Genomic DNA, 26,001 nt, shown 5'->3' with positions numbered 1-26,001 from the left:
GTGATAAATCGTTGTTTCGTTCATTGAGTTTCGCAGCATTAGTGCTATTGAGTGCTTTGCCTGTATTGGCAAAAAATAAATGCGATGTTGAGTTGAGCCATGGCCTTATTATTACCGACAGCGAGATCCGCATTGTTGATAATGGCCAAACACGCGTGCAAATCAACAATGATGACCAGTTGTTGATCCGTGGTTATTGGGTGGAGCTCTCTGAACAAGAAACCCAAGTATTGTACGAATACTCACGCGGTATTAGAGACACAGTTCCAGAGTTGGTGAGCTTGGCAACGGATGGTGTCAACCTAGGATTAAGCGCTATTGAGCAAGTGGTTGAAGGTATGTCTGATAAAGAGCCTGAGGTACTTAAAACACAATTGCAATATGTTGAGCGTGCACTAATGGACAAATTTAAACGGGGTGATGACTTTTTCTTCATTGCGCCGCAATCACTGTCGAAAATAGATGACTTTTTTACCAAAGAAATAAGCAAAAAAATTCACTCTGCGGTACATGGTTCGCTGGGTGCTATCCTAATGTCGTTGGGTGATGCGTTTAAATCTCGAGAGGGAAATATCGAAGATAGGATCACGGATATGGGACAACGCATGGAAATCATTTCCAGAGAAATCGATAAGTCATTGCAAAAGAAAGCACAGCAGCTTGAAGCAAAGGCTGAAGAGTATTGTGAATGCCTTAATACATTAGAAAATACAGAAACACGCTTACAGAGCATAGTGCCGAGCTTAGCGGCTTACGATCTGGTGCAGATCCGCTCTTAAAGTCGATATACGCGCTTCGCGTTATGGTAACTGAGTTTCCCCCATAGGGTATCGTCATCCACTAATTGGCGATAATGGTGCCATACATTGGCGTAATCATCTCGCATTAAACACACCGGATAATTTGACGCAAACATCACGCGCTCATCACCAAAGGCTGCAATGAGCACCGCCAGCAGAGTGTGACTATCTAAGTGATTATTTACGTGTTCTTGACCTGAAAATTTAATGGCGACATTGCGGCACTGTGCCATCAGTTGCAGACCACCTTGCCATTTTGTATCTTGCTGTAAAAAGCCACTATGATTGATGACAACTTGCAACTTAGGTAGTTGCTGACATACAACCGACAAATGCTTAGCGACTGAATCATGATGCAATTCAAATTGGGCTTCAAACACCAGATCGTGTTCAGCCAAAACCGCAAGGTTTGTTGCAACATTAGGGTGTAACAGCTTATTGGCATCCGGCCCTTCACTGATATCACGAATGCCAATAAAGTTGGTATTATCCAATAATGGTTGTAACTGGGCACAAAAGTCTTTGGGTGCCTGTGTCATATCAATATAGGCAATCGCCTTGTATGGTAACGTGGAAATTTGTGTTGCTAGCCATTTGAGCTCGGTAGCGGGGTTTTGATTGTCAAACCCAGCCTCGATGTGTACAAGGCCAGCTAGACAAAGGTCATCCCCCAGCACCAATTGTGCAAGCCCGTGATTTTGTCTAATTTTATCAAGGTTTGGCCACGCTGGTGGAGAGGAGCCAACCAGCCATTGATATTGACCCTTCTGCAAGTCAAAAAAATGTAGATGAGGGTCAATAATCTGGGTCATTGGGCTGTGTAGCCTCCATCAATACTCTGTAAGCTTCCCGTGATAAATGACGCATCATCACTGAGTAAAAATGCGACCAATGCGGCGACTTCATGGGCTTGGCCTAACCGGCCAAGAGGCTGCATTTTCGCCTCATCAGCGACTACTTCATCTTTAATAGCTCCACTTCTGTGACAATAGCTATCAATGGCTGTGTGAAATAAAGGCGTTTCAATAGTACCAGGGCACACCGCATTAGCGCGAATGTTGAACGAAGCGTAATCCAAGGCTGTAGTACGTGCCATTGATGCCAACGCAGCCTTTGTAAGGTTGTAGGCAAATGAGTTGGTTTTGCCAATGAGTGCCTGATCCGAAGAAATATACACAATAGCGCCATTATTTTGTTGCTTCATGACGGGCAACACTGCCTTTGTGGCCGCATAAGCACCTTTTACGTTGAGGGCGAATAAGCTATCTAACGTTGTTTCATCGGTATTTTCGATGTTGGCACTGAGATGCTTACCTGCGTTAGAAACTAGGGCATCAACTCGGCCTGTTTGGTGAATAATATCGGTAATGTGCTTTTGTACATCTGCAACCTTGCTGACATCACAATGCACATAGTCACCAACTGGTGAGGGATGAATATCTAAGTTAAAAACCTGATACTCTTGGCTAAGCAGCTTCTCGACAATGGCTAAGCCAATGCCAAAGCTGCCACCTGTAACTATGGCAACTTTGCTCATTTAGTGTTCCTTAATGACCACATCCGCCTGCGCCGTGCACATGGCCATGTGCCAGTTCTTCAGCGGTAGCTTCACGTACAGAGATCACTTCAACATCGAACGTTAGAGTTTTGCCTGCAAATGGGTGGTTAAGGTCACAATCTGCATTGAAACGACCTACTTTTACCACGGTAACCTGATGACGACCTTGGTTTGACTCTACAATGGCAGACATACCAGCTTGCCACGCTTTGTTATTCCCAAGACCTTGCAGATGCTTCAGCGGAATACGTTGAACTAAACCTTCTTGGTATTCGCCATAGGCTTCATCTGGTGCGAGTGTAACACTGAACTTATCGCCAGAGTTTTTGCCCTCTAGGGCGTTCTCAAGACCTGGTAACATACTGTCATTACCATGTAAGTATGTTAGTGGCTCACCCGTGGTGCTAGTTTCAATTTGCTCACCAGCTTCGCTTAGCGTGTAGTGAAATTCAACAGCGGTATCTTTTGCAATCTGCATGACTATCTCGTTTTTCAAAATATGTCATATCATTTTACGTGAGCAAGGCCATGAGGGCTAGCGATTAGAGCGAGTTTCTGGCTTAACCAGTTGCTCAAGATCGGATAGCAGCACATTGCTGGCTGGCTTTTGTGGTGTTTCATTGCCTTTGGGCAGGTGCAAAACGAGTACCTTTCCAGGTTTTAATACCTTATTCTCTTTGAGTTTGTTCCATACAATGAGATCACGTACAGAAACTTTGTATTGTTTGCTGATTTTCCACAATGACTCACCTTCACCTACGGTATGGCGAAGCTCCATGGTCAGCTGTTTAGGCTTTTGCACCTGAGCAACGTATGGGCTGATCTGATAATCGATTAACAAGCTGTCGAATTGCTGTGCCTGTTTTACTTTTAGCTTTTCACCCACACGTATCATGTTACCTTTTTTATTATTGAGTAACTTGATAGTCTCTACGCTTGTGTTAAAACGTCGAGCAAGCCGATAAAGCGTATCATTAGGCTTTACCACATAAGTCTGACTAAAGTACTTTTGAAAGAATGGACTACTCAGCAACTGCTTTTCTGTCAGTGGTAGCAAAACTTTGTGCGGTCCATTGGGTGAACTTTGGTGCCTCAAGTAGCCGGGGTTTAATCTATGAAGGGCTGCTTTTTCAATACCTGTTAATGAAGCCAATACCGAAAAATCAAACTGTTGGCCAATATCCAATGGACTGGTCAGAGCGTAATTTGGCAGTGATGGACGTTTAAATTTTGGATGTTCTGTTTGCAGTAAATAGCTTAGTGCAATCAACTTGGGTACGTAGTCTTCGGTTTCTTTGGGCAGAGAAAGGTGCCAGAAGTGTCGACTTTTAGCCTTACGCTTGTTATTAGCGATGGCTTTTTTGACTCGACCTTCTCCGCTGTTATAGGCTGCGAGCGCGTGTAACCAATTACCATTAAATCGTTTGTGCAGGTAGTTCAAATAGTCCAAGGCAGCACTGGTTGACGCTAAGATGTCTTGGCGACCGTCATACCAATGATCGGTAGTAATACCAAAATGATATGCTGTCGCATTCACAAGCTGCCAAGCGCCAACTGCTTGTTGAGAAGAAACTGCTTTAGGTCTAAAGTCACTCTCTACAAAGGGCAGCAGTGCTAGTTCCATAGGCATGCGGCGACGCTCAACTTCTTCAACAATATGGTATAAGTAGGGAGCGGCGCGCTTAGATACGCTGGATAGATAATATGGCTGCGATAAATACCAGTTAATCCTACTTTCTAATCTATCATTGAGTTCAATATCAAAACTTAACTGCTCACTGATCCTTTGCCATAGATCTGTTATGGGCTTGGCTTTTTGGGCAGGCGCTTTGCTGAGCGGTTTTTTGACGGCGATATTAGGTTGGCTTTGTGATGTTTGTTTCACAGCTGGCTGTGCCAGCATTTGCGTGCTGACAAGAGAAGCACTTATCGCGGCAACATCATGGTCATTACTTACTACGGTTTTAGTGCGCTGTGTAGGGGACGTCGTTTGACAGGCACTGGCGAACACGCCAAACCCAACGATGAATACAGCGCGCAAGATGGTGACACTCCACAGCGGCTTAGAGAACAGCATTGGGGTCAGACTCCGTTGTGGTGGCTAAGCGCCGTTGTGCCAGCTGATAATAATGCGCCATGCGAGTCTGTGTTGCTTCATCAATCTTGTACAGTGCTGTTACTTTATTGATAAATTCAGTCGCAGGTACGTTATTCAGCAACGCCTGAATGAATGTGATTGGGCGTGCAAGCGCTACTCTTTTGTAGGGCTTGCCGTGTGCAGGAAGCAGCCATTTTATCGTGTTATCTTGGTTGAAAGTTTGCAAACAGGCCAGCCAAGGCGCCAACTGATGATGCGTTACGTAAGGTAATTCATCAACGGTATTGCCTGCAAACAGGGCACCGTTAGTTTGACTAAAAATAAACATATCTCCCTGACTATATGCGCTGCTAGCTGTCAATGTGAGAGGATAGTCACCGAGATCTAAAGAAAGCGATTGTTTGATAGCGATAGGTGGTGTGAGCTGCAAGGTGCGCCAGTCACTTAACCTTTGTTGCGCTATCTCAAGGTGAGCTTGCCATTGATTTTGCTCTGTGTCGCTCAGCTTATTGGCCCTTTGTTTACTTATAGATAAACTTTGTGCCAGCATGGATAGCTTTGCTATTAATCCTTGCTGGTATTGTGTAAAGCCCTTCACTACCTTGTCGTTTGCGTACCATTTGGCGCTGGGAAATGCACGTTGTAACAAAGCCATACCTTGTATTTGCTGTTGTTCTGCAGAGGTACTGAATAAGTAGCATACGGGTACAGTTAGTTTGTTTTTTACGCTGTTAATCATTTGCTCAAGTTGTGCAAAATCGCCATGGGCATTGATGATTGCGGCACAGTGCTGACCGTGAATAACAGCTTGATTAACTTGTATATAGCGGGCGTGAGCTGAGGGGGATATCAGCCAAGTGGCTTCATCAACTTTATACCATTGATCCGCATAGGATAGATTAGTGAGTAGGCTGACAACGACAGCTAAAATAAAACGCATAATCGCCCAAGTATTACAACAAAAGAGGTGATAATTTAACCGATAATGCGTTTTTTGGGAAGCAACTAATTACCGGCCAAATGCATTTTCAGCTTATCAATTAGGGTTTGTTGTTGAGTTTGCTGAGAATTATTGACTCGTTGCAGGTCTTGTAAATCGTGACACAAGTGCAACGCAGCAAGCAACAATGCGTTTTGCTCGTTTCTTACTGTTGATTTCTGCTTCATTTCATCAACTCTTTGATTTAACAAAGCAACAGCATCGAGGAGCAGTTGTTCCTGCCCCTCAGTACAGGCAAATTGATGCGTCTTACCTAGTAAGGTGACCTCAACTTGATTGCTTTTCTCAGTCATTAGCTAGCCTGAGTAGCACTTTGCAGCTTTTCAAGAAGGTTAGACAAAGTGTTACTTGTATCTTTTTGCTTCTCTTCACTTTCAAGCACTTCTAGTTGAAGTGTTTCATTTTCGTCTATTAGCTTAGAGTTTTGTTCTTTAAGCTGTAAAAGTTCATTATTTAATCGTTCATTACGGGCAATTAGTTGATCAATTAGCTGTTCGAGTTGGGGAAGTGTTTCGTTATTCATAAATGCGCTCTTATCACAGTGTTTTGTCATGCAAATGTAAAACAAAGTGGCTTCGGATGCTAGCGAATACGCGGCTTTATACTGATTTTTGTGTAACTTTAAGCGATAATGCCTTTAACACTCTATTTTATTCAGAAGCGGTTCAGCGAAATATACCGTTTTAGTAACAGGCGATCATATGCTTAGCTATCGACATTCATTTCATGCGGGAAACCCAGCGGACATTTTAAAGCACCTAGTACTTTCTCAGGTACTTGAATACATGACACGCAAAGAATCGGGGTTTGATTATATTGATACGCACTCTGGCGCAGGCCTGTTTGAGCTCAACAGTGCGGATGCCCAAAAAACGCAAGAGTATTTAGATGGCATTGCTAAGTTATGGGATTATCAGGGAGAGAATACGGCGTTAGTAGACTATGTGCAGTTAATTAAATCTTTTAATGAAGCCAACTTATCATTTTACCCAGGTTCGCCAAAGATAGCAGAACATCATTTACGCCGTCAGGATAAAGGCTGGTTTTTTGAGTTACATCCAAAAGATTTAGTTTTGCTACAGCAGAATATGCAAGGTAAAAAGTCTTTACGAGTGCGTGGTGAAGATGGCTTCAAGGGCTTACAAGCGCTTGTGCCACCTGCTTCAAAGCGTGCCGTTGTGCTTATGGATCCACCCTACGAAATAAAAACCGACTACCAGCAAGCGGCGACTATGATAGCCAAGGCACACAAGCGTTTTCCTTCAGGCACATACATGATCTGGTATCCTGTGGTGTCGCGTAGTCGTATTGATTTGTTAGAACAAACATTAATTGATTCCGGCATTAGAAATATTCAACTTTTTGAACTAGCCACTGAGCAGGATACGGAACAACATGGTATGACTGCCTCTGGTATGATAGTGGTTAATCCACCATGGACCTTGAAAACGACTATGGATGCGGTGTTACCTGAATTAGTTAAATATTTGAGTAAAGCTGATGGGTTTTATCGCAGTGAGCAACTCGTTGATGAGTAGTGAGGACTGCCATTAACGCACAAGTGCGGCAAAGCCCTAAACAAGGGCTTTGCTAAATTTAGCAAGCTTATTACTTTTTCACATATTTAGTTAGGATAACAATGCGCTGGCCTTCGACTCGCCCTTCGATATGTTCAGGGTTAGAGGTTAAACCAATATTGCGCACGGCGGTGCCACGTTTAGCAACTAAAGAGCTACCTTTCACGTCCAAGTCTTTGATTAATACAACGGTGTCACCCGCACTTAACCGCACGCCATTACTATCAAGGTGCACAATATCTTCTTCCTCAGCCAGCGCTTGCTGTGCCCAGCTTAGGGTATCCTCTTCTAGATAAAGCATGTCTATCGCATCTTGCGCCCAACCATTGTCAGCAGCAAGACGCTTTAGCATTCTATAGGCCACGACTTGTACCGCTGGTACTTGACTCCACATACTGTCGTTCAAACAATGCCAATGATTTGCGATCAAATCGGTTTTGCCCTCTACTTGCGCCTTACAAGTTTCACAAAGATACACACATTTATCCGAGTGAGCTTCGACAACCGGTGGAACTTCATAGATGGACAGTGCATGGGTGCTGGTACATAGTTCACATTGCTGGTTGCTGCGTGTTTGGAGGGTGGCCTCGATACTCATAACTTATTCCCGTAGGCAAAAGTCGTATTATACTGCTCAATGCCCCAGCGCACCAGCGGAAGGGATAGATTGAACATAGCGTTGAGTGATGGTTTTAAAGAAAGCTTGCTGATGCAGCGTCTTAATCGCCTGATTTATCACGGGCAGCAGTTTTTTATGCTTGGCTTGTAGTCGCATATGCATTTCACCTTGAGAGTGAACAGAGTTGAGGTAAACCGGAATATTTAACTCTTTTGCCCAATATATGGCAGGGAGATCACCAATAATTGCTAGGTCGATACGACCTTTGGCAAGCGCCTGCAACAATTCTTTTTCGGAATTAAAGTCAATGCGCTCAAAGTGAATATCATCGTGATAGTAATAACCGCGAACGGTGCCAACTTCAGCGCCCTTAAGCTTAGGCTCAAATGAAAGCTTTTTAGTTGAAACTATATATTCATCAACTGATAAAATAGCATCTGAGTATATAAATCGCGGGTCGTTTCGCTGCTGGTCATTCAGCCAACTGGGGCTGATGAGATCAAAGTCTATTTTACCCGTCTCTAGGTATAAAACGGTTCTCTTTGCCGGTAGTAGTAAATTTGTGCCTTCAATATTAGCCGTGTCTAAAATAGCGGTGACAACCTCGGGGAGAATGCCTGGTTGCTCTGGATCATGTGTATAATATGGATAATAGCTCCCCGAGCCACTTACACTATAAGTGAGCTGAGTTTTGGTGTTGGCGTGCAGCGGGCTTAAAAAATAAAAAGCAGCTATCATTATTAAAGTTCTCATACGCTTATACTAGACTAACAATCTGAACATGAGCAATTACCAAAAGACTAAGTTGGTCGTGAGTTTTACTGCGAAAGTTAAACTTTTATTTGCTCGACACTAGAGCATCACGTATTCTGAATCTTAGGCTACGGCTATTAATGCGCTAGAGAAGGATATAGATGTTAATGAGTGGCACTGTTACGAAAGTAAAAAATACAGCCGTACAATATATAGCGCGTCAAGCTATCCTTGATGTCGAACGAAAAATACATGCGTACGAGCTACTATACAGGGACTCAAATAACAACGCCTTTCCTATGGGTGTGTCTGATGGACAAGCAACGGGAAGAATGTTTTTTAACTCCCTGATGTTTGTTGGTGTAGAGCGACTAGCTGCAGGTCAGCGTGCCTTTATTAATTTATCTGATGAGTCCTTACTCCAAGAATTGCCTAATCTGTTAAAGCCAGATAATTTGGTTGTAGAAATTGTCGAGCGCTCTAAGAATATTCCCGAGCTAGTGAAAATGGTGGCAGCGCTATGCAAGCGTGGCTATCGCTTTGCACTAGATGATTACGATGGCAACCCCAAATGGCAGCCTCTTATTGAGCTGATGTCGTATATTAAGCTAGAAATCGAAACACCCATTATCAAAACCACCATGATGATTAAAAAGCTCAAACGTAGCTACCCAGACATTAAGATCATTGTGGAGCGCATTGAGACACAAGAGCACTACGAGTTTGTTAAAAATGCTGGGGCTGATTATTTCCAAGGCTTTTATTTTGCTCGCCCAGAAATGCTCAATCACGGCAACATTGAACCGTCTAAGTTAATCGTTTTCGATCTGCTACGCTGTACGGCCAAACAGGACCTGTGCTTTCGGGAGGTACAAGAGCGAGTTTCAAAAGACTTAAGCTTGACTGCGAGAGTACTTAAATTAGCAAACTCTAAAGCGGGTAGCCAAAAGATAGAAATGAAATCGATTTCTCAGGCGGTTGTCTATCTTGGCGAAGATGCCATACGGCAGTTTGTTAGGGTGCTTGCATTAAGTGAGTTAGGTGTTGATAAACCAGCTGAACTGACCAAAATGGGTTTGGTGAGAGCGAAGTTTATGCAGTTGTTTTTACGCCCTGGCGGGGAGGAAATGGCGGAACAGGGATATTTAATAGGTTTAATGTCGGTATTGGACGCGGTTTTAGAGGTCGAGTTATCTATCATTGTTGCTGAGTTTTCATTAGATAGTTCACTGAGCAGCGCACTTTTGAGTTATCAAGGCTTGTTGGGGGGCGCGCTGCAATTGACGCTGGCAATTGAAAAGAATGATTGGCAAGAAGCTGAAATGATCCTACAGGCCATTCGCCCAGCAACAAAAACCAAATACTTGTATGATTTAGCTATGGAAAGCCGAGAATATGGCGATGATGTCTTTTCGGTCGTAAAAAGCTAAGTGTAACTCAAAGATATATTTAACTTTTTCAAATGATGTTGTTCTTGAGCCAAGTCAGCCGCCATCAATGTATGCTCCTTTAGCCAACCACTGTTAAATTCAACAAGCAAAGTATCTGCATAACTGCTCAATTTTACCTCGGGAATGAGTGTGTCTTGACGTTTGGCATTGAGTAATACCGCGAGTCTAAATAAACTTAATAAGCGTGAAAACTTAACCATTTCTATTGCACTACACAGTTTCAGTTCGCTCATTTTGATTTTTTTCCGATAAAATCGGATGAGATAACTCAGCACCTGCTGTTGCTCTTGTGTAAAACCTGGCAGTTGGCTGTTACTGACAATGTAGGCGCTATGGCGGTGTAGCCCCGATGAATTGATAACGAGACCCACTTCATGCAGTTGTGCGGCCCAGCAAAGCAGTTGCAAGTCGAGCTTTTTCAATGACCAATTTGCACTGAGCTGCTGGTAAAATTGTTTGAGCGTATGACAAATGCTTGCACTATGCTGGGTATCGACATTGTAGTGCTCACTGAGTGTTTGAATTGTGCGAGTACGTATATCAAACTCGTCATTTTGCGATATTTCGTGTAACAGACCATCGCGCAGTGCATGATCGCAGTAGTGAAGCTCGTGAATATTCAACTGAGCAAATACTGCAAGGAGTACCGCAAGACCGCCAGCGATGCTGGACTTTCGCTCCTCAGACAACCCTTCAATGAGTAGGGTATCACAGCTTTTAGATTCTAGGATAAGGGCTTTGATTTTAATCAGCACCTCATAAGTTAGCGTGTTGTAGCCAAACTGTACCGCAATCGCATGCAGTGCTTTGATGGTGCCAGAGGTGCCATAGCAGCGTTGCCAGCCCATCTTTTTATAACTGGCGGTAATCGGTTCTAATAATTGTTCAGCACGAATTTGTGCTTTAATAAAGCGCTTTTCAGACAGGCGTCCGTTGGCAAAAAATTGTTTACTGATATTCACGCAGCCCATATTTCGACTAGTTAGTAATTTATGCGTGAAATGCTCACCAATGATGAGTTCAGTACTGCCACCACCAATATCAATGACTAGGCGGTTACCGTCGCTGTGTTCATAGTTTGCAACACCTTGGTAAATGAGCCTAGCTTCTTCTTGGCCCGAGATAACGTTGATTTTAAATGGGAAGCACGCTTTGGCTTTGACCAGAAATTGTTGAATATTCTTGCAATTTCTCAGTGTATACGTTGCGACGACTTGCACATGACTATGGGGAAAATTTTGTAACGTGGCGGCAAACTGTTTCAGTACCGCCAATGCTCTTTCCATGGCTGCCACACTGAGCGTCATATCGGCATTAAGCCCTGCCGCTAGATTAACGCGTTGCTTTTCTTTATGAAGCACCTGAAAGCTACCATCAACTTCTCTTGCAACCAATAAATGAAAGCTGTTTGAGCCTAAGTCTACGGCCGCAATAGAGGGGTATTCTGTCATAGTGAACTCTTGTTACTTTCCCATTTTTTAAGGTGGTCATATATGGCAATTTGTGAGCGGATTTTTTTGCGGTTACCGCGTCTTACGTATTGATTTTTTTGCTCTGCATCGATAATTCGAGCTTTGGTGCGATCGCGAAATTGTAGCTCAAGGATATCAATGATGAGTTGTTTCAATTCTTCACTGTATATGGGCACCCCCACCTCAACACGATGATCAAGGTTGCGAGTCATCCAGTCAGCAGAAGAAATGAAAACTAAAGGGTGCCCTAAGTTTTCAAATACCATCACACGAGGATGCTCTAAAAAGCGGTCAACGATGCTGATCACTTTAATGTTTTCGCTAAAGCGTGGCAAACCTGGTACCAGAGCGCACATGCCTCGTACAATAATTCTGACTTTAACGCCAAGACGGGCCGCAAAATACAATTTATCAACCAGTTGTTTATCGACCAAGTTATTTATTTTAATGGTTATTCGAGCAATCTTTCCTTGCTCGGCGTGCTTCATTTCTTGGTCAATTAAATCAAGAATACGATCTCGCGCGTTCAGTGGCGAGATCATTAGGTGTTCAAAATGAAAAGGACGATAGCTACTTTCAATAAAACGAAATACGCTGTCACATTCTTCACAAATATCCTGATGTTTAGTAAACAGGCTGAAGTCAGTGTAAATTTTTGCGGTTTTTTCGTGGAAATTGCCCGTACCTATGTGCGCATATTTGACAATTTTTCCCTTTTCGCGACGATGGATCACACACAGTTTACTGTGCACCTTGAGCGCGGGGATCCCGACCATTACCTTGATCCCTGCTTCACTTAAACGTTTAGCCCACTCGATATTATTCTGCTCGTCAAAGCGGGCTTTTAACTCGACCATGACCGTGACGTGTTTGCCATTTTTTGCGGCATTGATAAGCGAAGCGACCATTCTGGAGTTGCTTGCAACACGATATATATTGACCTTAATTTGAGTAACATGAGGGTCAAAAGCTGCTTGGCGAACATACTCCAGCAAATGATTGAAAGTGTGGTAGGGGTAATAGAGCAAGATATCTTGCTCAGTGATTGCTGAAAACACGCTTTCATGGTGCTTAAATGCCTGACTTTGTAATGGTGGCAGTGGCTTGTTTTCTAAGTGGCGGCGACCAACATTCGGAAAAGCAATGAAGTCTCTAAAGTTGCGATAACGCCCTCCTGGGATAAGCGCATCCTGATGGGTAACACCTAGGCGCTTTTTCATCACTTTGAGCATTTCTTCTGGCATTGACTCATCGTATACCAACCTGACCGGCTCGGCATATAGCCTTTGTTTCAGGCCTTTTGACATTTTGTCTAGCAGTCCTTCTTCTATTTCATCGTCAAGATTGTATTCGGCATCTCTGGTCAGCTTAATGGCGTAGCCTTCAATACTGTCGAAATGAAAGAAGCTGTTAAAGACATCGCGCAAAAAGAACTGCACGATGTCATCCAACATCACGATGTGCTTTTGGCGTCGTGAGCGTTCAGGTGGAAGCTGTACAAATCGTGCCAGTCGGTCGGTGGGCACTTCTAGTAGGGCATAATGTTGCTTCTCACCATTCATGTGCACAAACAGATAGGTCATCGTGTCGTTCATGTTGTCCGAATAGTCTTTGTTTTCTGTCAGCAACATGGGTGACATATTGGGTAAAACCTGATCTTCAAAATAACGCTTGAGCCAAGTTTGATGAAACTCAGATAGTTCTTGAGGCCGACTTAAGTGGATGTGATATTTCTCGAGGTCACTCAAAATCTGCTGGTGAATATGAGTAAACTTTTTACCAAGCTGAAGTACTTTTTGGTTTATTTGGCTAAGCAACACTTCATCTTCATCAAAGTTAGTATTGGGTAAGTTGTTAAGTAGAACGCGACGCTTTACGTCAGCAACACGTACTTGAAAAAACTCGTCGAGATTGTTTGAAAAAATCCCTAAAAAGCGTATCCGCTCTATGATTGGGTTGCTACTATCTTTAGCTTCTTGTAATACGCGTTCGTTAAATGATAGCCAACTTAATTCTTTTGCAAAATAACTAACAGTTTTCGGTTGAGAAGGTAGAGCCTGCATGTTGATATCCACGACAAATTAGCTGCGTCAAATATAGGTCCATAATGTGACGGCGGTATGACAAGTGTCTTCTAAAACGACAACTTGTCATACGATCTGTTCGTGGCAATAAAATCAATACGCTTGTTAGTATAATGAGAGGAGTTACTCTGTTTCTATATCGACAATGAGGTCACTAGTTATTGACTCTAGTGCATCAATTACAGTGTCTTTATTCATGCCAATAGGTAGCGTTACGGTTGCAAAGGCACTGAATATTGGTACGCCCCAGTTAGGCGCACTTTGTTGCCTTGAGTTTAAATGCGTAATGTTGGCGCCTTTATGGCGGATAACTGTCGCGAGTTCCTGTACAATGCCCGGACGGTCATTGCCTGTGATCACTAAATTAATGGTTTCAGGTAATTCTTGCTCTCGTATTACATCACCGCTTTCCATTCTTACGTCTAGTCCTGGCAAAGCTGCCAAACCATCACGAAGTTCTTGTAAGTGTTCTTCGGCAACTTCAACTTGAACTATCCCTGCAAATTGTCCTGCCAAGTGGCTGAGATTACTGGTGAGCCAGTTGCCGTGATGTGCAAGCACGGCTGAAGATATTTCTTCAACTAGACCAGGTCGGTCTTTTCCAATTATTGTTAAAACTAACTGCTTCATAATGCGTGTCTCTTATTATTTTTGCCATGAATAACTACATAGCGGTGGAAAAAAGCGGCTTCGATATGTGAGGGATGATCCTTATACATAGCCTCAATGGTAGATTCCGCGTTCTAAGATTAGTTCACCAATTTATGATGTCCAATCCAATTCCCCTTTGGTTTGTAAAGAAATGAAAACAATCCCTTTTATGCTATGTTAGCAATAATTTAGTCACAAATTGTACCCGATATTATAATATTCCACTGAGCACGGTGTAACATAACTGTCATCTTGATGAAATATAATGCCCGCCAACTTTAAAATGAAAGGGTGTTTTGATGTCTTCAAATCCGCAGCAACCGTCTTTTAGAACGGATAGAAGCCGTCTATTCAAAGATCGGTTTGCACAGTTTGGTATATCAGCTGGTGGAGTGATGGTATTGATCGCATTGTTGCTGATCTTCTTCTATTTACTCTATGTTGTTCAGCCTATATTTGAGTCCGCAAAAGTAGAGAAGCGTGTTGATGTGACGTTGAGTAGCGCACAACAATATGTGGGCATTGGTATTGAGGAGCAAACTGAGATTGCGTACTTGCTTAGTCGTACAGGACATGTCGACTTTTATCAGGTAAAGGGACAGCAAGCGGGCGGGTTAATTGAGCGCTTATCCGTAAATTTAGATGGACAAGTAACCAGTGCAGCAAAAAGTGCCCCTTTTTTAGGCCAGTATGCTTATGGACTGGACAATGGTCAGGTTCAGTTAGTAAAACCTTCGTTTTTAGTTACTTTTCCTGGTAACGAACGCGTGATTTCACCACGCTTAAGCTACCCTCTAGATGGCAAACAATTGCTTGTTGATGAGCAGGAAAAAGCAATTAAACGTTTTGCTTTTAGCCATTATGAAGATAAAACCGCTGTGATTGCACTCACTGCAGATAAACGCCTTATCTTTGCCTCATTCGTGGCAGAAGAAAATATGTTTAGTGGTGAAGTCGAGTGGGTGGTTGAGCGTACTGAGTTAGAAATTGATGGCCGTATAGATGAGTTATTGATCACCCCTGATACAACTCGTACTTTCGTTCGTTCAGCCAATCAAGTCTATATTTTTGATACTCGTTACCCAAGCGATGTTGAACAAATACAAGTTTTGGCAGCAAATGAAGAGAATGCTAATTTAGTAGGTACATCTCTGTTAGCGGGTGCTAACTCTCTTATGTTAGCAAATGACAACGGTGAGGTGTCACAATGGTTTGAAGTGAACTCTGATACAGGACGTAAATTTCAAAAAATCAGAGCATTTGAAACCAGCAAAAATAGTGATGTTGATATCTACAGCGAGTATTACCGACGCACATTCTTTACGACAAACAACAGCGGTGACTTAGGCCTTTATTACACCACCAGTGAAGCACATTTATGGCAGGGTAAGGTCAGTGAAGGGGCAATTAAATCATTTGCCGTTTCTCCACGCTCCAATGCGGTGCTGATCGTTGCAGATGACAAACTGTCAGTGTTTGATGTACATAACGAGCACCCTGAAGTTACTTGGTCGGCATTGTGGCAAGAAGTTTGGTACGAAGGCTACCCAGAGCCAGATTATATTTGGCAATCAACATCAGCATCAGACGATTTTGAATCGAAGTTTTCTTTAGTGCCAATTTCTTTTGGTACGATTAAAGCGGCCATGTATGCCATGTTATTTGCTGTACCTATTGCGCTTTCAGCGGCCGTATATACAGCCTACTTTATGTCTAGTGAGCTGCGTCGCGTGGTAAAGCCTACGGTAGAGATAATGGAAGCGTTGCCAACCGTAATTCTCGGATTTTTAGCTGGCCTTTGGTTGGCTCCGCTGATAGAAACTCATCTCCCTGCTATTGTCGCCTTGTTACTGTTGCTACCTGCGGCAATGATAGGCACGGCCTTCTTGTGGACTAAGTTACCAGAAAAGATTCAACATGTTATACCGGAAGGCTGGCACTCAATCCTGCTGATCCCAGTGGTGTTAATTGTCGGCTGGGTGTCGTTTGCAATTAGCGGCAGCGTAGAAGATTGGATGTTCGATGGTAATGTGCGTCAATATTTGACCAATGAATTGGGCCTAACCTTTGACCAACGAAACTCATTGGTGGTTGGTATCGCGATGGGTTTTGCCGTAATACCGACTATTTTCTCTATCGCTGAAGACGCTGTTTTCAGTGTCCCTAAACACTTATCAAATGGTTCGTTAGCGCTTGGTGCAACTCAATGGCAGACACTGGTTAGAGTGGTACTACTAACAGCAAGTCCAGGCATTTTCTCTGCGGTTATGATGGGGTTAGGACGTGCGGTGGGCGAGACCATGATCGTATTGATGGCCACCGGTAATACGCCAATTATGGATTGGAGTATTTTCCAAGGAATGCGTACGTTGGCTGCGAATATCGCGGTTGAAATGCCTGAGTCAGAAGTTGGCAGTTCACACTATCGTATTCTGTTCCTTGCGGCATTTGTATTATTTATTTTCACCTTTGTATTTAACACGGTTGCTGAGTTTGTCCGTCAGCAGCTTCGTGAAAAATATAGCTCGATGTAATAGTTGGAGTTCATGACATGGTAAAACAGTGGTTTAAGTCAGGGTCTCCGTGGATCTGGATGACAGGTGGTGCAGTAAGTATTAGCTTGATTTCGGTGCTCGGCCTATTGGCAATGATAGCTTGGAAAGGTTTAAGCTTTTTCTGGCCATCTCAGGTTGTAGAGATGCATTTAGATGGCTCTGTTGCGAAACAAGTCGTCATAGGTGAGATTTACGATCGTGAGCAAGTGCCTAAATCTCGACTAGAGGCAGCAGGTTATGATTTATCAGCTTACGACCAAGAGTTTATCGAACGCTTGTTGATTAAAACGGGTAACCGTGAATACGTTGAGTTGGATTTCCGTTGGGTGCTTTCAACGGATATACAGCAGCAATCAACACCTGCAAATCTCGCGGTATTTGAGCGTAGCAAAAATGGTAACTTCTATGGTTATGTAGAACAGGTGATTGAAGATGGCAAAGTGGTTGAAAACAATGCCATTGAGCGCTTGTATGAGTTTGTTGAGCGCGCAGTAGAGCTCAATGACGAAGCGCTAGATCTACAAAATGGCGATATTGGCCATATTAACTATGAACTTGAGCGTATGCGCTTAAAAGAAAAGGGCTACGTTCTTGATAATGCGTTAACTGATGAACGAATGGCTGAACTACAGACACGTCGAGCACAGTTACGTGAAGAGTATAAGGTATTAGAAGAACGTTTATTTGAATTACGCAAGCAGGCGAAACGTGATCAGGTAATTGTTCGAGACATGCGTGGTGAACTCGTTACCTTACCTTTATATCAAGTGCTTGATGTTTGGTTCCCGAATAATATGAGTTATTTTGCCAAGGTTGGTCACTATATTTCACAAATTGGAAAATTCATCAGCGATGACCCGCGTGAAGCTAATACCGAAGGTGGGGTGTTCCCAGCGATATTTGGTACGGTATTTATGGTTATGTTGATGGCTGTGATCGTGACGCCATTTGGAGTGGTAGCTGCAATCTACTTACACGAATATGCCGCAAAAAATGCGGTGACAAAAATGATCCGCATCGCGGTAATCAATTTGGCTGGTGTTCCTTCGATTGTATACGGTGTATTTGGTCTGGGCTTTTTCGTCTACATGTTAGGAGGCTCAATTGACCAACTATTTTATCCAGAAGCCGCACCTAGCCCTGTGTTTGGTACACCTGGGGTAATTTGGTCTGCATTAACATTAGCTATTTTGACCTTGCCTGTGGTTATTGTTTCAACCGAAGAAGGCTTATCGCGCATTCCAAGTACGGTGCGTCATGGTTCACTAGCACTCGGTGCTACTAAGGCTGAAACACTATGGCGTATCGTCGTGCCAATGGCAAGCCCTGCGATTATGACCGGACTGATTTTGGCCGTTGCGCGGGCTGCGGGTGAAGTCGCACCACTGATGTTGGTAGGGGTTGTGAAAATGGCACCGACACTGCCGTTGGATGGAAACTTCCCATATATTCATTTAGATCGTAAGTTTATGCACTTAGGCTTCCATATTTATGATGTAGGTTTCCAAAGTCCGAATGTCGAAGCCGCACGACCGTTAGTATATGCAACAGCATTTTTGTTAGTGACGGTGATCATCGCCCTAAACATCACAGCAATTGGTATTCGCAACCACTTGCGTGAAAAATTTAGATCACTTGAACATTAATAGTAAAGATTTTAAGTAGGTAAAAGTAATGATTACAGTAGCTCCAGAAGTTAATCAGGCCAATGGCCAAAAAAAGCTCGATCTTGCAAATTTGACACCAGAGCAAACGTCTCTGCAAATCAAAGACCTAGATCTTTACTATGGTGATAAGCAAGCGCTGAGCAAGGTCAACATGTTGATCCCAAAAGGTCAGGTGACTGCGTTTATCGGTCCATCAGGCTGTGGTAAATCAACCTTGTTACGTTGTATCAACCGTATGAATGACTTAGTTGATAGTTGTCGTATCGAAGGCGAAATTATTTTGCAAGGGCAAAACATTTACGACAAACGTGTAGATGTTGCGGCGTTACGTCGTAATGTAGGCATGGTGTTTCAGCGTCCAAACCCGTTTCCTAAATCAATATACGAAAACGTTGTTTATGGGTTACGCTTACAGGGGATCAAAGATAAGCGTAAGCTAGATGAAGTAGTTGAAAAGTCTTTACGTGGTGCCGCGTTGTGGGATGAAGTTAAAGATCGTCTACACGACAGTGCATTTGGGTTATCGGGTGGTCAGCAACAGCGTTTGGTTATTGCACGTTCTATTGCAATTGAGCCAGAAGTACTACTGCTGGATGAGCCAACCTCAGCATTGGACCCTATTTCTACTTTGGTTATCGAAGAATTAATAAACGATCTTAAGAATAAATACACAGTGGTGATTGTTACGCATAACATGCAACAGGCTGCTCGTGTTTCGGATCAGACCGCGTTCATGTACATGGGTGAGCTGATTGAATATGCAGATACTAACACGCTATTCACGACCCCATCGAAGAAGAAAACCGAAGACTACATTACAGGTCGTTACGGTTAAGCGGCTGACATAGGGGAAAAATATGGAACACAATCTAAATAAACATATCTCTGGTCGCTTCAATGAAGAACTAGAAAATGTACGCAACCATGTGCTGAGCATGGGGGGCTTGGTAGAGCAACAGCTGAATTTAGCGCTTGATGCAGTCAATGATTGCGATGCCGAAAAAGCCCGCAAAGTCAGTGAAAATGACTACAAAGTCAACGCAATGGAAGTGAATATTGATGAAGAGTGTACGCGTATCATTGCTAAGCGTCAGCCTGCAGCGAGTGATTTGCGTCTGGTGGTTGCGATAGCAAAAACCATTGCAGACCTTGAGCGTATTGGCGATGAAGCGGAGCGTATCGCTCGCGTAGCATTAGACTCATTTACAAAGGATCAGCAAGATTTATTGGTAAATATTGAGAACATGGGCCGTCAAGTATCGAAAATGCTTCATGATGTTCTTGACGCATTTGCAAGAATGGACGCTCAACGTGCCTTTGAAGTACACAAAGAAGATGCCAAAGTAGATAGAGAATACGAAGCGTTAACACGTCAAATTATGACTTACATGATGGAAGACCCTCGCTCGATTCCAAAAATCATGGATTTAATTTGGTCTGTTCGCTCTTTAGAGCGCATTGGTGATCGTTGCCAAAACATCGCAGAATATGTCATTTATTTTGTTAATGGCAAAGATATTCGCCATACATCTCAAGAAGATATAGAAAAATCTCTATAACTCACATCATCCAAGCTGAGCTTAACTTTAGTCGTTAAGCTCAGCTTAATTTATCTTACCGATAAAAATCGTTCACAATGACGCTCAATGCTGTAAAATTACATACCGCAAAGCATATAAATATGATTTAAGGGTCAGTTATGCCTACAAATGCGTTTTTAGGGGTTTTTGCAAAATCACCTATTAAACCAATCGAAGAACACATCAAAATTGTTCACAAAGCAAGTAAAGCTTTAGTGCCGTTTTTTGATCATGTTTTTAAAGGGGAATGGACCGAAGCCGAAGCGCTACGTGTACAAATCCGCAATTATGAACGCGAAGCAGACAAACTAAAACGAGAAGTTCGTTTACAGTTGCCTCGTGGTCTATTCATGCCTGTAGAACGTACCGATCTACTTGAGCTAATTACCCATCAAGACAAAATAGCGAATAAAGCGAAAGACATCGCAGGTCGTGTTGTTGGTCGCGAAATGGAAATTCCAGAAGAAATTCAAACAGAATTCCTAGCTTACTTAAAACGTTGTGTTGATGCGACAAAGCAAGCCTCTAAAGCCATTAATGAACTTGATGAACTATTAGAAACAGGCTTCCGTGGCCGTGAAGTAACTTTGGTAGAAAATATGTTGGTCGAATTGGATGCGATCGAGCAAGATACGGATGAAATGCAAATAAGAATCCGCCAAGAGTTACGCGCTGTTGAAGGGGAGTTAAACCCTGTTGATGTGATGTTCTTGTACAAGATCATCGAATGGGTGGGTGAACTTGCCGATATCGCTGAACGCGTTGGTTCTCGCTTAGAGCTGATGCTCGCACGTTAATTCAAATTACGAAGTTTACAAAGTAAGGTTTTACAATGGATATCATTGCATCCTACGGTACCATGCTGGTGCTTATTGCAGCAGCAGTTGGTTTCTTTATGGCTTATGGCATTGGCGCAAATGACGTTGCTAATGCGATGGGTACATCGGTTGGTTCAAAAGCACTAACCATTAAACAAGCAATCTTAATTGCTATGATCTTTGAATTTGCTGGCGCGTATTTAGCGGGCGGTGAAGTAACGTCAACCATTCGTAAAGGGATCATTGACGCAGCCCCATTTGTGGATATTCCTGAATTAATGGTTTTAGGAATGATCTCGGCATTATTTGCGGCGGGCGCTTGGTTACTATTGGCCTCAGTGTTAGGGTGGCCAGTATCAACAACACACTCAATCATTGGTGCAATCATTGGCTTTGCCTTAGTTGCAGTAGGCACAGAGGCGATTCAATGGGGTAAAGTGGCTGGGATTGTAGGTAGTTGGGTTGTGACGCCTGCGATATCGGGTTTCATAGCGTACCTGATCTTCATGAGCGCGCAAAAACTGATTTTTGATACCTCAGCACCATTGCAAAACGCGAAACGCTACGTACCTATCTATATGGGTCTTGCGGGTTTTGTGATGTCACTAGTGACCATCAAAAAGGGTCTGAAGCACGTTGGTATTAACCTTGGCACAGTTGAAGGCTACGCACTAGCGATTGGTATTGCTGTGTTGGTAGGTATCATAGGCAAGATTGCTATCGCACGTTTGAAGATGGACCCTAAAGCTGACAAGCAAATGCAGTTCAACAACGTTGAGAAAGTATTTGCGGTGCTTATGGTACTAACAGCTTGTTGTATGGCTTTTGCACATGGTTCAAATGACGTAGCAAACGCGATTGGTCCTCTTGCTGCGGTTGTGAACATCGTAGAAAATGACGGTGTGATGGCGAAGAAAGCTGCACTTGCTTGGTGGATTTTACCACTAGGTGGCCTAGGTATTGTTGCAGGTCTAGCTATTCTAGGTAAGAAAGTAATTAAAACTATCGGTGAAGGTATTACACACCTAACGCCAAGCCGCGGTTTTGCTGCTGAACTTGCTGCTGCATCAACAGTGGTAATTGCATCAGGTACTGGTTTGCCAATTTCGACAACTCAAACACTGGTAGGTGCCGTGTTGGGTGTGGGTATGGCACGTGGTATCGCTGCATTAAACATGGGTGTGATCAGAAACATTGTAGTTTCTTGGGTGATCACATTGCCAGTTGGTGCTGCTCTTGCTATTGTTATATTCTACATTCTAAGAACCGCGTTCGGCGTGTAGCTTAGAAAGACAGACTTTTAGCTTGAAAAGATCTCAGCACTTAAGTGCTGGGGTCTTTTTATTTATGGGCATCTAAAGAAGGTTTTACTCGTTGTACATCAGGGTTATACTGACATCATTGTATACCTTAATAAAACTTGTCCATAGTGAATAACCTGCCCAGTATTAAGCAACTCCAATATCTTATTGCTGTACATCAGCATCAGCACTTTGGCCGTGCGGCCGAGGCCTGTTTTATTGGTCAATCCACACTAAGTAGTGCAATTCAAACCTTAGAAGAAACCCTAGGTTGTCAGTTAATTGAGCGTGAGAATCGCAGCTTGATGTTTACTGATATTGGTGAGGAAGTGGTTACACGTGCAAAGAAGATCATTGCCGATACCATGAGCGTCAAGGAGCTTACCAAAAGTTACAAGCACCCGCTTAGTGGTAAGTTAACTTTGGGGGTTATTCCTACAGTCGCCAGTTTTATCGCAGCGCCGCTTTATCAATTCTGTAAACAACATTTTGAGCAACTACAACTGGTACTTGTGGAGGATACAAGTGATAGGTTGCTGGATAAGCTGGAACATGGACACATTGATATGGCGATGCTAGCACTACCTTATCGTACGGAACGTTTTCATACGCAGGTGCTTGCTAAAGACCATTTTTCATTGGTCCACCACAAAGACTACCATATCGCAGATAATGTAACTGATTTTAACTTGTTGCCAGAGCAGAGTGTTTTTCTACTCGAACGGGAACATTGTATGACAGGTCATGCGCTGAGTGCTTGCCATCTAAACCGTAGCGATTGTATTAATCCTTTTGAGGCTGCTAATTTGCATACTTTGTTGAGCATGGTTGAATATCAAAATGGTGTGACATTTTTACCCCAAATGGCGATAAATGCTGGGATCTTAAATGGCAAGCCAATGGTGGCACGCGATACTCTGGGTGATGCATACCGTGAAATTGGTTTATTGTGGCGCAAAACGACAGGAAGAATTAGAGACTTTCGTCTGTTTAGTGAGCAAGTTTCTGAGTTCGTCAATGTACAATGTGCACAGTCGAAAAGCTAAAAAATCAGGGCGCATCGCGCCCACAATATGTTAGGAAGGTTCAAATTTACTGGCTGAGCTAAGGTCGGGTAAAAACAGTAGATAGACCCAAACAACCAAGTTAAAGTAGGGGACCAAGCCCAATATAGTAAAAACTTTACTTGGGTAGCCCTTTAATCGTGCATTTCGATAGCACTGAATTGCTACCAATATATTGATAATAAACAAAAAAATCATTAACTGGCTCATAGTTACACTCCTAGACGTCCATAAGGTGATGTAGCTCAATCCTTTGAATGTCCAGTCAAAATGGCAAAATCAACAACTTAGCTGGACAGCACCATGTAAAGTAATTATAGATGAGTTTATAGGAAGAAAAAGTCGACTTTTGTATATATTTGTTATCGGATTGTTTTGCTAGCTAAAATAGTTGGGATAGCTACTTTTAATTTTTCAATCGGCATAGGCTTGGCAATATAGAAGCCTTGTGCGTAATCAACACCAATCTCCTTTAGTGCTTTAAATATTTCGTAATTTTCAACGTATTCTGCTACCGAACGCTTATCTAGCGAATGGCTGATGTCATGCACCGCTTTGACCAGTGCTAAATCAATAGGGTCATTGAGCATGTCTCTAACGAATGAACCATCGATTTTTACATGTTGTGCAGGTAGTTGTTTTAAATAACTAAATGTGCTGAATCCAGTACCAAAGTCATCAATAGAAAAATGACAGCCTAGTTGATTGAGCTTTGCGATCATGGCCTGAGTTGCGGTTAGGTTTTTGATACTTGCAGACTCAGTTATTTCAAAAATGATACGTTCGGCGGCAACCTGATGCTCAACTAAGCAGGTTTGAATATGCGGCAGTAAACGTTCGTCTAAAAACGACTGAGCGGATAAGTTAATCGCCACTTGGTTTAACTCAGGGTGTTGCGCAACAGAAGCAATCGCGTGCTTAATGACACATTGGTCCATTAGGAAGGTGTCATTGAGCAGCTCCAAAGCGGGAATAAACTGGTTTGGATAAATCAGCTCGCCTTTGACGACTAATCGCAGTAGAGCTTCAAAGTAAGCAATCTTGTTGTTTTTAAAGTCCCATATCGGTTGGTAGTGCAATTCAATTAGATTATTTTGCAAGGCTTCACGAACGCTATGCCCCCATTCTAATCCTGATTGTAAGGTACTGCTTTTGGCATCTTCTTTACTGTAACAATGCACTAAATTTCGGCCTAGACTCTTGGCCACATATAAAGCAATATCCGCTTGCTTGAGACACTCGTTAGCATCATGGTTGTCGATAGTGATTTGCGTCAACCCGATAGAGCAGCTAATCGAGTAACTGTTTTCTTCCGAATGAAACTTATGCTTTTCTATTGCCATACATATCCCTTCGGCTGCTAAATGCGCATCCAGTAGATTCGTATTGCTTAAAATGATCGCGAATTCATCGCCACCAATTCGGAATATCAAGTGCTCATCACTGATGTTTTCGCCAAATAACTGTGATACTTCTTTGAGAACGATATCACCTTGTTGATGCCCCTTGCTGTCATTTATGATTTTAAAATGATCTAAATCGATATATAGCAACGCATGCTCAATTTCGCGGTTTGACGCAACAGATGAGCATATATGTTGTAACTGTTGGTCAAAGTAATATCGATTGTGCAGCCCCGTTAGGGTATCGTGTAGTGCTAAATGCCTAAGTTGTAGCTCAGCTTGTTTGCGCTCATGAATGTTATCTAAGGTCGCTGTGATTGTAGCTCTGCTGGTACTGTTTTTAATTAATTGGAATCGGCATTCTACCCATATGTGCCTTTGCTTTTGGTGGCAAATCTGTAGTTCGATTTTTGCTTGATGCTGTGAGCCTGTTATGATTTTTCCAAGGACCTTTTCCAATGCATGCTGATATTCTTCGGTGACAAATTCACATAACGACTTATTGAGACTGCTTTTGATACCATGGCCTGAGAGTGTTTCCCAAGCAGGATTGATAAAGCGGATTAACCCCTCTTGGTCAAGTTCCATAACAACGGTATTCAGGTGTAGCAGGATCCGTTGGTGCGCTGAAAATAGCTCTTTATAGCTTTGTTCGCTACGGCTTAATTGTGATACCTTCTCTTCAAATTCCGCATAGCTCACCATGAAATCTTCGCGTCGCGCAGCGTGATCACACACTTTGCTCAAAATAGATATATCGTAAGGTTCACGAACAAAGTCAGTCACCCCAAGCAACAGGAGTTGTTCAGCGTAGTCAGCATCACGACTATCAATAATCGTTACAATTGCTTGATTGGGGTTGTGCTTTAAAATATGTGTCACCAGCTCCTTGGCTGCGGGGGCACGAGTCGCTGTGGCATCTAGTAAAATAATGGCGAAGCTGCTTTGCCTGAACAGTGATAGCGCATCTTGCGTTGTATTAACATGTGTACAGGCAAAATTAAGCGCCAAATGTTCGCATATTTCCTCGGCGCGTTGTTGCTTTGGCTCCATAAGCAACAAGTTTAAACGGCTGCTTTTTTCTAAGTGAGTAGATAGCACATTGGCCAACACTTGGGGCAATGCTGCATGTCGCTCAAAAGGTAATACAGCATCTATGCTATAACTACGTGCGGTTGTTTCTGCAATACGCTCGCAGTATATCGGAGGAATGAGCACAATCGGGGTGTTTTTAGGTGTATTGAGCAGCCCAGAGCGCACCATACGTGAAAAGCGCCAGCCGTCAATTTTCCCTACATCTAGTCCAGAAATTACCACATCAACCGCTTGTTTTTTCAAAAATTGCAGCGCATTTTGACTGTCCTCACATTCGATAAAAGTGAAGACATCTAATTTCTGTAGTGTATTTTTTATTGTGTTTCGCTCTTGCTCACTAGAGTTTACAATCAATAAATTTAATTGTCTGGCCACGATTAACGCCTTAACTCCACGTATTTATTCAACAACAAGCGACACCTCTGAACTGCTTTTTATAATAAGTTGCTGTTTTT

At 42.9% G+C, this 26,001-nt stretch carries 24 protein-coding genes; 10 read left to right on the top strand and 14 right to left on the bottom strand.

Going from position 1 to position 26,001, the window contains the following annotated elements; all coding sequences use genetic code 11:
* Positions 1-11 precede the first annotated feature (11 nt).
* Positions 12-779, top strand: a complete 768-nt coding sequence (locus BET10_RS13975; RefSeq protein WP_070986217.1) for a YggN family protein — start codon at positions 12-14, stop codon at positions 777-779.
* Here the strand turns inward: BET10_RS13975 and BET10_RS13970 are convergent.
* The 7 genes from BET10_RS13970 to BET10_RS13940 all read right to left on the bottom strand — a co-directional run bounded on the left by BET10_RS13970 (position 776) and on the right by BET10_RS13940 (position 5,979).
* Complete coding sequence (locus BET10_RS13970; RefSeq protein WP_070986216.1) at positions 776-1,612, bottom strand: amidohydrolase family protein; 837 nt, start codon at positions 1,610-1,612, stop codon at positions 776-778. The two genes, BET10_RS13975 and BET10_RS13970, sit on opposite strands and share 4 nt — an antisense overlap.
* Positions 1,609-2,337, bottom strand: a complete 729-nt coding sequence (locus BET10_RS13965; protein ID WP_070986215.1) for an SDR family NAD(P)-dependent oxidoreductase — start codon at positions 2,335-2,337, stop codon at positions 1,609-1,611. The genes BET10_RS13970 and BET10_RS13965 overlap by 4 nt, the downstream gene beginning before the upstream one ends.
* A 10-nt stretch (positions 2,338-2,347) precedes the next feature.
* Complete coding sequence (locus BET10_RS13960) at positions 2,348-2,836, bottom strand: FKBP-type peptidyl-prolyl cis-trans isomerase (protein WP_070986214.1); 489 nt, start codon at positions 2,834-2,836, stop codon at positions 2,348-2,350.
* Positions 2,837-2,893: 57 nt separating this feature from the next.
* Positions 2,894-4,435 (bottom strand): LysM peptidoglycan-binding domain-containing protein, encoded by a 1,542-nt coding sequence (locus BET10_RS13955; protein WP_083330559.1) that lies wholly within the window; start codon positions 4,433-4,435, stop codon positions 2,894-2,896.
* Complete coding sequence (locus tag BET10_RS13950) at positions 4,422-5,396, bottom strand: hypothetical protein (protein ID WP_070986213.1); 975 nt, start codon at positions 5,394-5,396, stop codon at positions 4,422-4,424. Before BET10_RS13950 ends, BET10_RS13955 begins: the two co-directional genes overlap by 14 nt.
* Positions 5,397-5,461: 65 nt before the next feature.
* Positions 5,462-5,749, bottom strand: a complete 288-nt coding sequence (locus BET10_RS13945; protein WP_070986212.1) for a cell division protein ZapA — start codon at positions 5,747-5,749, stop codon at positions 5,462-5,464.
* Positions 5,749-5,979, bottom strand: coding sequence for a cell division protein ZapB (locus BET10_RS13940; RefSeq protein ID WP_070986211.1), 231 nt, complete (start codon positions 5,977-5,979; stop codon positions 5,749-5,751). Before BET10_RS13940 ends, BET10_RS13945 begins: the two co-directional genes overlap by 1 nt.
* A gap of 178 nt (positions 5,980-6,157) precedes the next feature.
* On the opposite strand from BET10_RS13940, the gene BET10_RS13935 reads away from it, so the two are divergent.
* Positions 6,158-6,994, top strand: a complete 837-nt coding sequence (locus tag BET10_RS13935) for a 23S rRNA (adenine(2030)-N(6))-methyltransferase RlmJ (RefSeq protein WP_070986210.1) — start codon at positions 6,158-6,160, stop codon at positions 6,992-6,994.
* A 70-nt stretch (positions 6,995-7,064) separates the two neighbouring features.
* Here the strand turns inward: BET10_RS13935 and BET10_RS13930 are convergent, their stop codons facing one another.
* Complete coding sequence (locus tag BET10_RS13930) at positions 7,065-7,631, bottom strand: PhnA domain-containing protein (RefSeq protein ID WP_070986209.1); 567 nt, start codon at positions 7,629-7,631, stop codon at positions 7,065-7,067.
* A gap of 36 nt (positions 7,632-7,667) precedes the next feature.
* Positions 7,668-8,405, bottom strand: a complete 738-nt coding sequence (locus tag BET10_RS13925; RefSeq protein WP_070986208.1) for a substrate-binding periplasmic protein — start codon at positions 8,403-8,405, stop codon at positions 7,668-7,670.
* 161 nt (positions 8,406-8,566) lie between these two features.
* Here BET10_RS13925 and BET10_RS13920 point away from each other — a divergent pair, with 161 nt between their 5' ends.
* On the top strand, positions 8,567-9,835 hold the full coding sequence (locus tag BET10_RS13920) for an EAL and HDOD domain-containing protein (RefSeq protein ID WP_070986207.1): 1,269 nt from the start codon (positions 8,567-8,569) through the stop codon (positions 9,833-9,835).
* Here the strand turns inward: BET10_RS13920 and BET10_RS13915 are convergent.
* The 3 genes from BET10_RS13915 to BET10_RS13905 all read right to left on the bottom strand — a co-directional run bounded on the left by BET10_RS13915 (position 9,832) and on the right by BET10_RS13905 (position 14,042).
* The gene (locus tag BET10_RS13915) at positions 9,832-11,307 is read right to left on the bottom strand and encodes a Ppx/GppA phosphatase family protein (protein ID WP_070986206.1); all 1,476 of its coding nucleotides are present in this window, start codon (positions 11,305-11,307) and stop codon (positions 9,832-9,834) included. The genes BET10_RS13920 and BET10_RS13915 overlap by 4 nt on opposite strands.
* Complete coding sequence (gene ppk1 / locus BET10_RS13910; protein WP_070986205.1) at positions 11,304-13,391, bottom strand: polyphosphate kinase 1; 2,088 nt, start codon at positions 13,389-13,391, stop codon at positions 11,304-11,306. Before ppk1 ends, BET10_RS13915 begins: the two co-directional genes overlap by 4 nt.
* Before the next feature lie 144 nt (positions 13,392-13,535).
* The gene (locus tag BET10_RS13905; RefSeq protein ID WP_070986204.1) at positions 13,536-14,042 is read right to left on the bottom strand and encodes a glycine cleavage system transcriptional repressor; all 507 of its coding nucleotides are present in this window, start codon (positions 14,040-14,042) and stop codon (positions 13,536-13,538) included.
* A gap of 320 nt (positions 14,043-14,362) precedes the next feature.
* Between BET10_RS13905 and BET10_RS13900 the strand changes: the two genes are divergently transcribed.
* The 7 genes from BET10_RS13900 (at position 14,363) to BET10_RS13870 (ending at position 23,030) form a co-directional block, all read left to right on the top strand.
* A complete protein-coding gene (locus BET10_RS13900; RefSeq protein ID WP_070986203.1) occupies positions 14,363-16,597 on the top strand; it encodes an ABC transporter permease subunit in 2,235 nt (744 codons plus the stop codon).
* 17 nt (positions 16,598-16,614) lie between these two features.
* Positions 16,615-18,264, top strand: a complete 1,650-nt coding sequence (pstA, locus tag BET10_RS13895) for a phosphate ABC transporter permease PstA (RefSeq protein WP_070986202.1) — start codon at positions 16,615-16,617, stop codon at positions 18,262-18,264.
* Positions 18,265-18,292: 28 nt separating this feature from the next.
* Positions 18,293-19,120: a phosphate ABC transporter ATP-binding protein PstB gene (gene pstB / locus BET10_RS13890; protein WP_070986201.1), complete on the top strand. Its 828-nt coding sequence runs from the start codon at positions 18,293-18,295 to the stop codon at positions 19,118-19,120.
* Between the two features lie 22 nt (positions 19,121-19,142).
* Complete coding sequence (gene phoU, locus BET10_RS13885; RefSeq protein ID WP_070986200.1) at positions 19,143-19,844, top strand: phosphate signaling complex protein PhoU; 702 nt, start codon at positions 19,143-19,145, stop codon at positions 19,842-19,844.
* Positions 19,845-19,984: 140 nt separating this feature from the next.
* Positions 19,985-20,662 carry a TIGR00153 family protein gene (locus BET10_RS13880; RefSeq protein WP_070986199.1) on the top strand — a complete coding sequence of 226 codons (678 nt, stop codon included), beginning with the start codon at positions 19,985-19,987 and terminating at the stop codon, positions 20,660-20,662.
* A gap of 35 nt (positions 20,663-20,697) precedes the next feature.
* Entirely contained in the window at positions 20,698-21,966 is a 1,269-nt protein-coding gene (locus BET10_RS13875; RefSeq protein WP_070986198.1) for an inorganic phosphate transporter, read from the top strand.
* A 146-nt stretch (positions 21,967-22,112) separates the two neighbouring features.
* Positions 22,113-23,030, top strand: a complete 918-nt coding sequence (locus tag BET10_RS13870; protein ID WP_070986197.1) for a hydrogen peroxide-inducible genes activator — start codon at positions 22,113-22,115, stop codon at positions 23,028-23,030.
* A gap of 30 nt (positions 23,031-23,060) precedes the next feature.
* Here the strand turns inward: BET10_RS13870 and BET10_RS13865 are convergent, their stop codons facing one another.
* Together BET10_RS13865 and BET10_RS13860 are read right to left on the bottom strand one after the other, a co-directional pair.
* Positions 23,061-23,258 carry a hypothetical protein gene (locus BET10_RS13865; protein WP_070986196.1) on the bottom strand — a complete coding sequence of 66 codons (198 nt, stop codon included), beginning with the start codon at positions 23,256-23,258 and terminating at the stop codon, positions 23,061-23,063.
* Positions 23,259-23,410: 152 nt separating this feature from the next.
* Positions 23,411-25,921, bottom strand: coding sequence for a GGDEF/EAL domain-containing response regulator (locus BET10_RS13860; RefSeq protein WP_070986195.1), 2,511 nt, complete (start codon positions 25,919-25,921; stop codon positions 23,411-23,413).
* Positions 25,922-26,001: the final 80 nt, after the last annotated feature.

Source organism: Pseudoalteromonas amylolytica, assembly GCF_001854605.1.
In the GTDB taxonomy this organism is placed as follows: Bacteria; Pseudomonadota; Gammaproteobacteria; order Enterobacterales; family Alteromonadaceae; genus Pseudoalteromonas; species Pseudoalteromonas amylolytica.
This window is presented reverse-complemented; position numbering and strand designations above follow the sequence as displayed.

Bases quoted from the DNA above. Each gene is read 5' to 3' on its own strand.
- BET10_RS13905 (WP_070986204.1), bottom strand. From the start codon at position 14,042: ATGAAGCAGTTAGTTTTAACAATAATTGGAAAAGACCGACCTGGTCTA.
- BET10_RS13900 (WP_070986203.1), top strand. From the start codon at position 14,363: ATGTCTTCAAATCCGCAGCAACCGTCTTTTAGAACGGATAGAAGCCGT.
- BET10_RS13970 (WP_070986216.1), bottom strand. From the start codon at position 1,612: ATGACCCAGATTATTGACCCTCATCTACATTTTTTTGACTTGCAGAAG.
- BET10_RS13935 (WP_070986210.1), top strand. From the start codon at position 6,158: ATGCTTAGCTATCGACATTCATTTCATGCGGGAAACCCAGCGGACATT.
- BET10_RS13950 (WP_070986213.1), bottom strand. From the start codon at position 5,396: ATGCGTTTTATTTTAGCTGTCGTTGTCAGCCTACTCACTAATCTATCC.
- BET10_RS13920 (WP_070986207.1), top strand. From the start codon at position 8,567: ATGTTAATGAGTGGCACTGTTACGAAAGTAAAAAATACAGCCGTACAA.
- pstA (WP_070986202.1), top strand. From the start codon at position 16,615: ATGGTAAAACAGTGGTTTAAGTCAGGGTCTCCGTGGATCTGGATGACA.
- BET10_RS13940 (WP_070986211.1), bottom strand. From the start codon at position 5,979: ATGAATAACGAAACACTTCCCCAACTCGAACAGCTAATTGATCAACTA.
- BET10_RS13915 (WP_070986206.1), bottom strand. From the start codon at position 11,307: ATGACAGAATACCCCTCTATTGCGGCCGTAGACTTAGGCTCAAACAGC.
- BET10_RS13875 (WP_070986198.1), top strand. From the start codon at position 20,698: ATGGATATCATTGCATCCTACGGTACCATGCTGGTGCTTATTGCAGCA.
- pstB (WP_070986201.1), top strand. From the start codon at position 18,293: ATGATTACAGTAGCTCCAGAAGTTAATCAGGCCAATGGCCAAAAAAAG.
- ppk1 (WP_070986205.1), bottom strand. From the start codon at position 13,391: ATGCAGGCTCTACCTTCTCAACCGAAAACTGTTAGTTATTTTGCAAAA.
- BET10_RS13965 (WP_070986215.1), bottom strand. From the start codon at position 2,337: ATGAGCAAAGTTGCCATAGTTACAGGTGGCAGCTTTGGCATTGGCTTA.
- BET10_RS13955 (WP_083330559.1), bottom strand. From the start codon at position 4,435: ATGCTGTTCTCTAAGCCGCTGTGGAGTGTCACCATCTTGCGCGCTGTA.
- BET10_RS13930 (WP_070986209.1), bottom strand. From the start codon at position 7,631: ATGAGTATCGAGGCCACCCTCCAAACACGCAGCAACCAGCAATGTGAA.
- BET10_RS13880 (WP_070986199.1), top strand. From the start codon at position 19,985: ATGCCTACAAATGCGTTTTTAGGGGTTTTTGCAAAATCACCTATTAAA.
- phoU (WP_070986200.1), top strand. From the start codon at position 19,143: ATGGAACACAATCTAAATAAACATATCTCTGGTCGCTTCAATGAAGAA.
- BET10_RS13960 (WP_070986214.1), bottom strand. From the start codon at position 2,836: ATGCAGATTGCAAAAGATACCGCTGTTGAATTTCACTACACGCTAAGC.
- BET10_RS13945 (WP_070986212.1), bottom strand. From the start codon at position 5,749: ATGACTGAGAAAAGCAATCAAGTTGAGGTCACCTTACTAGGTAAGACG.
- BET10_RS13925 (WP_070986208.1), bottom strand. From the start codon at position 8,405: ATGAGAACTTTAATAATGATAGCTGCTTTTTATTTTTTAAGCCCGCTG.
- BET10_RS13865 (WP_070986196.1), bottom strand. From the start codon at position 23,258: ATGAGCCAGTTAATGATTTTTTTGTTTATTATCAATATATTGGTAGCA.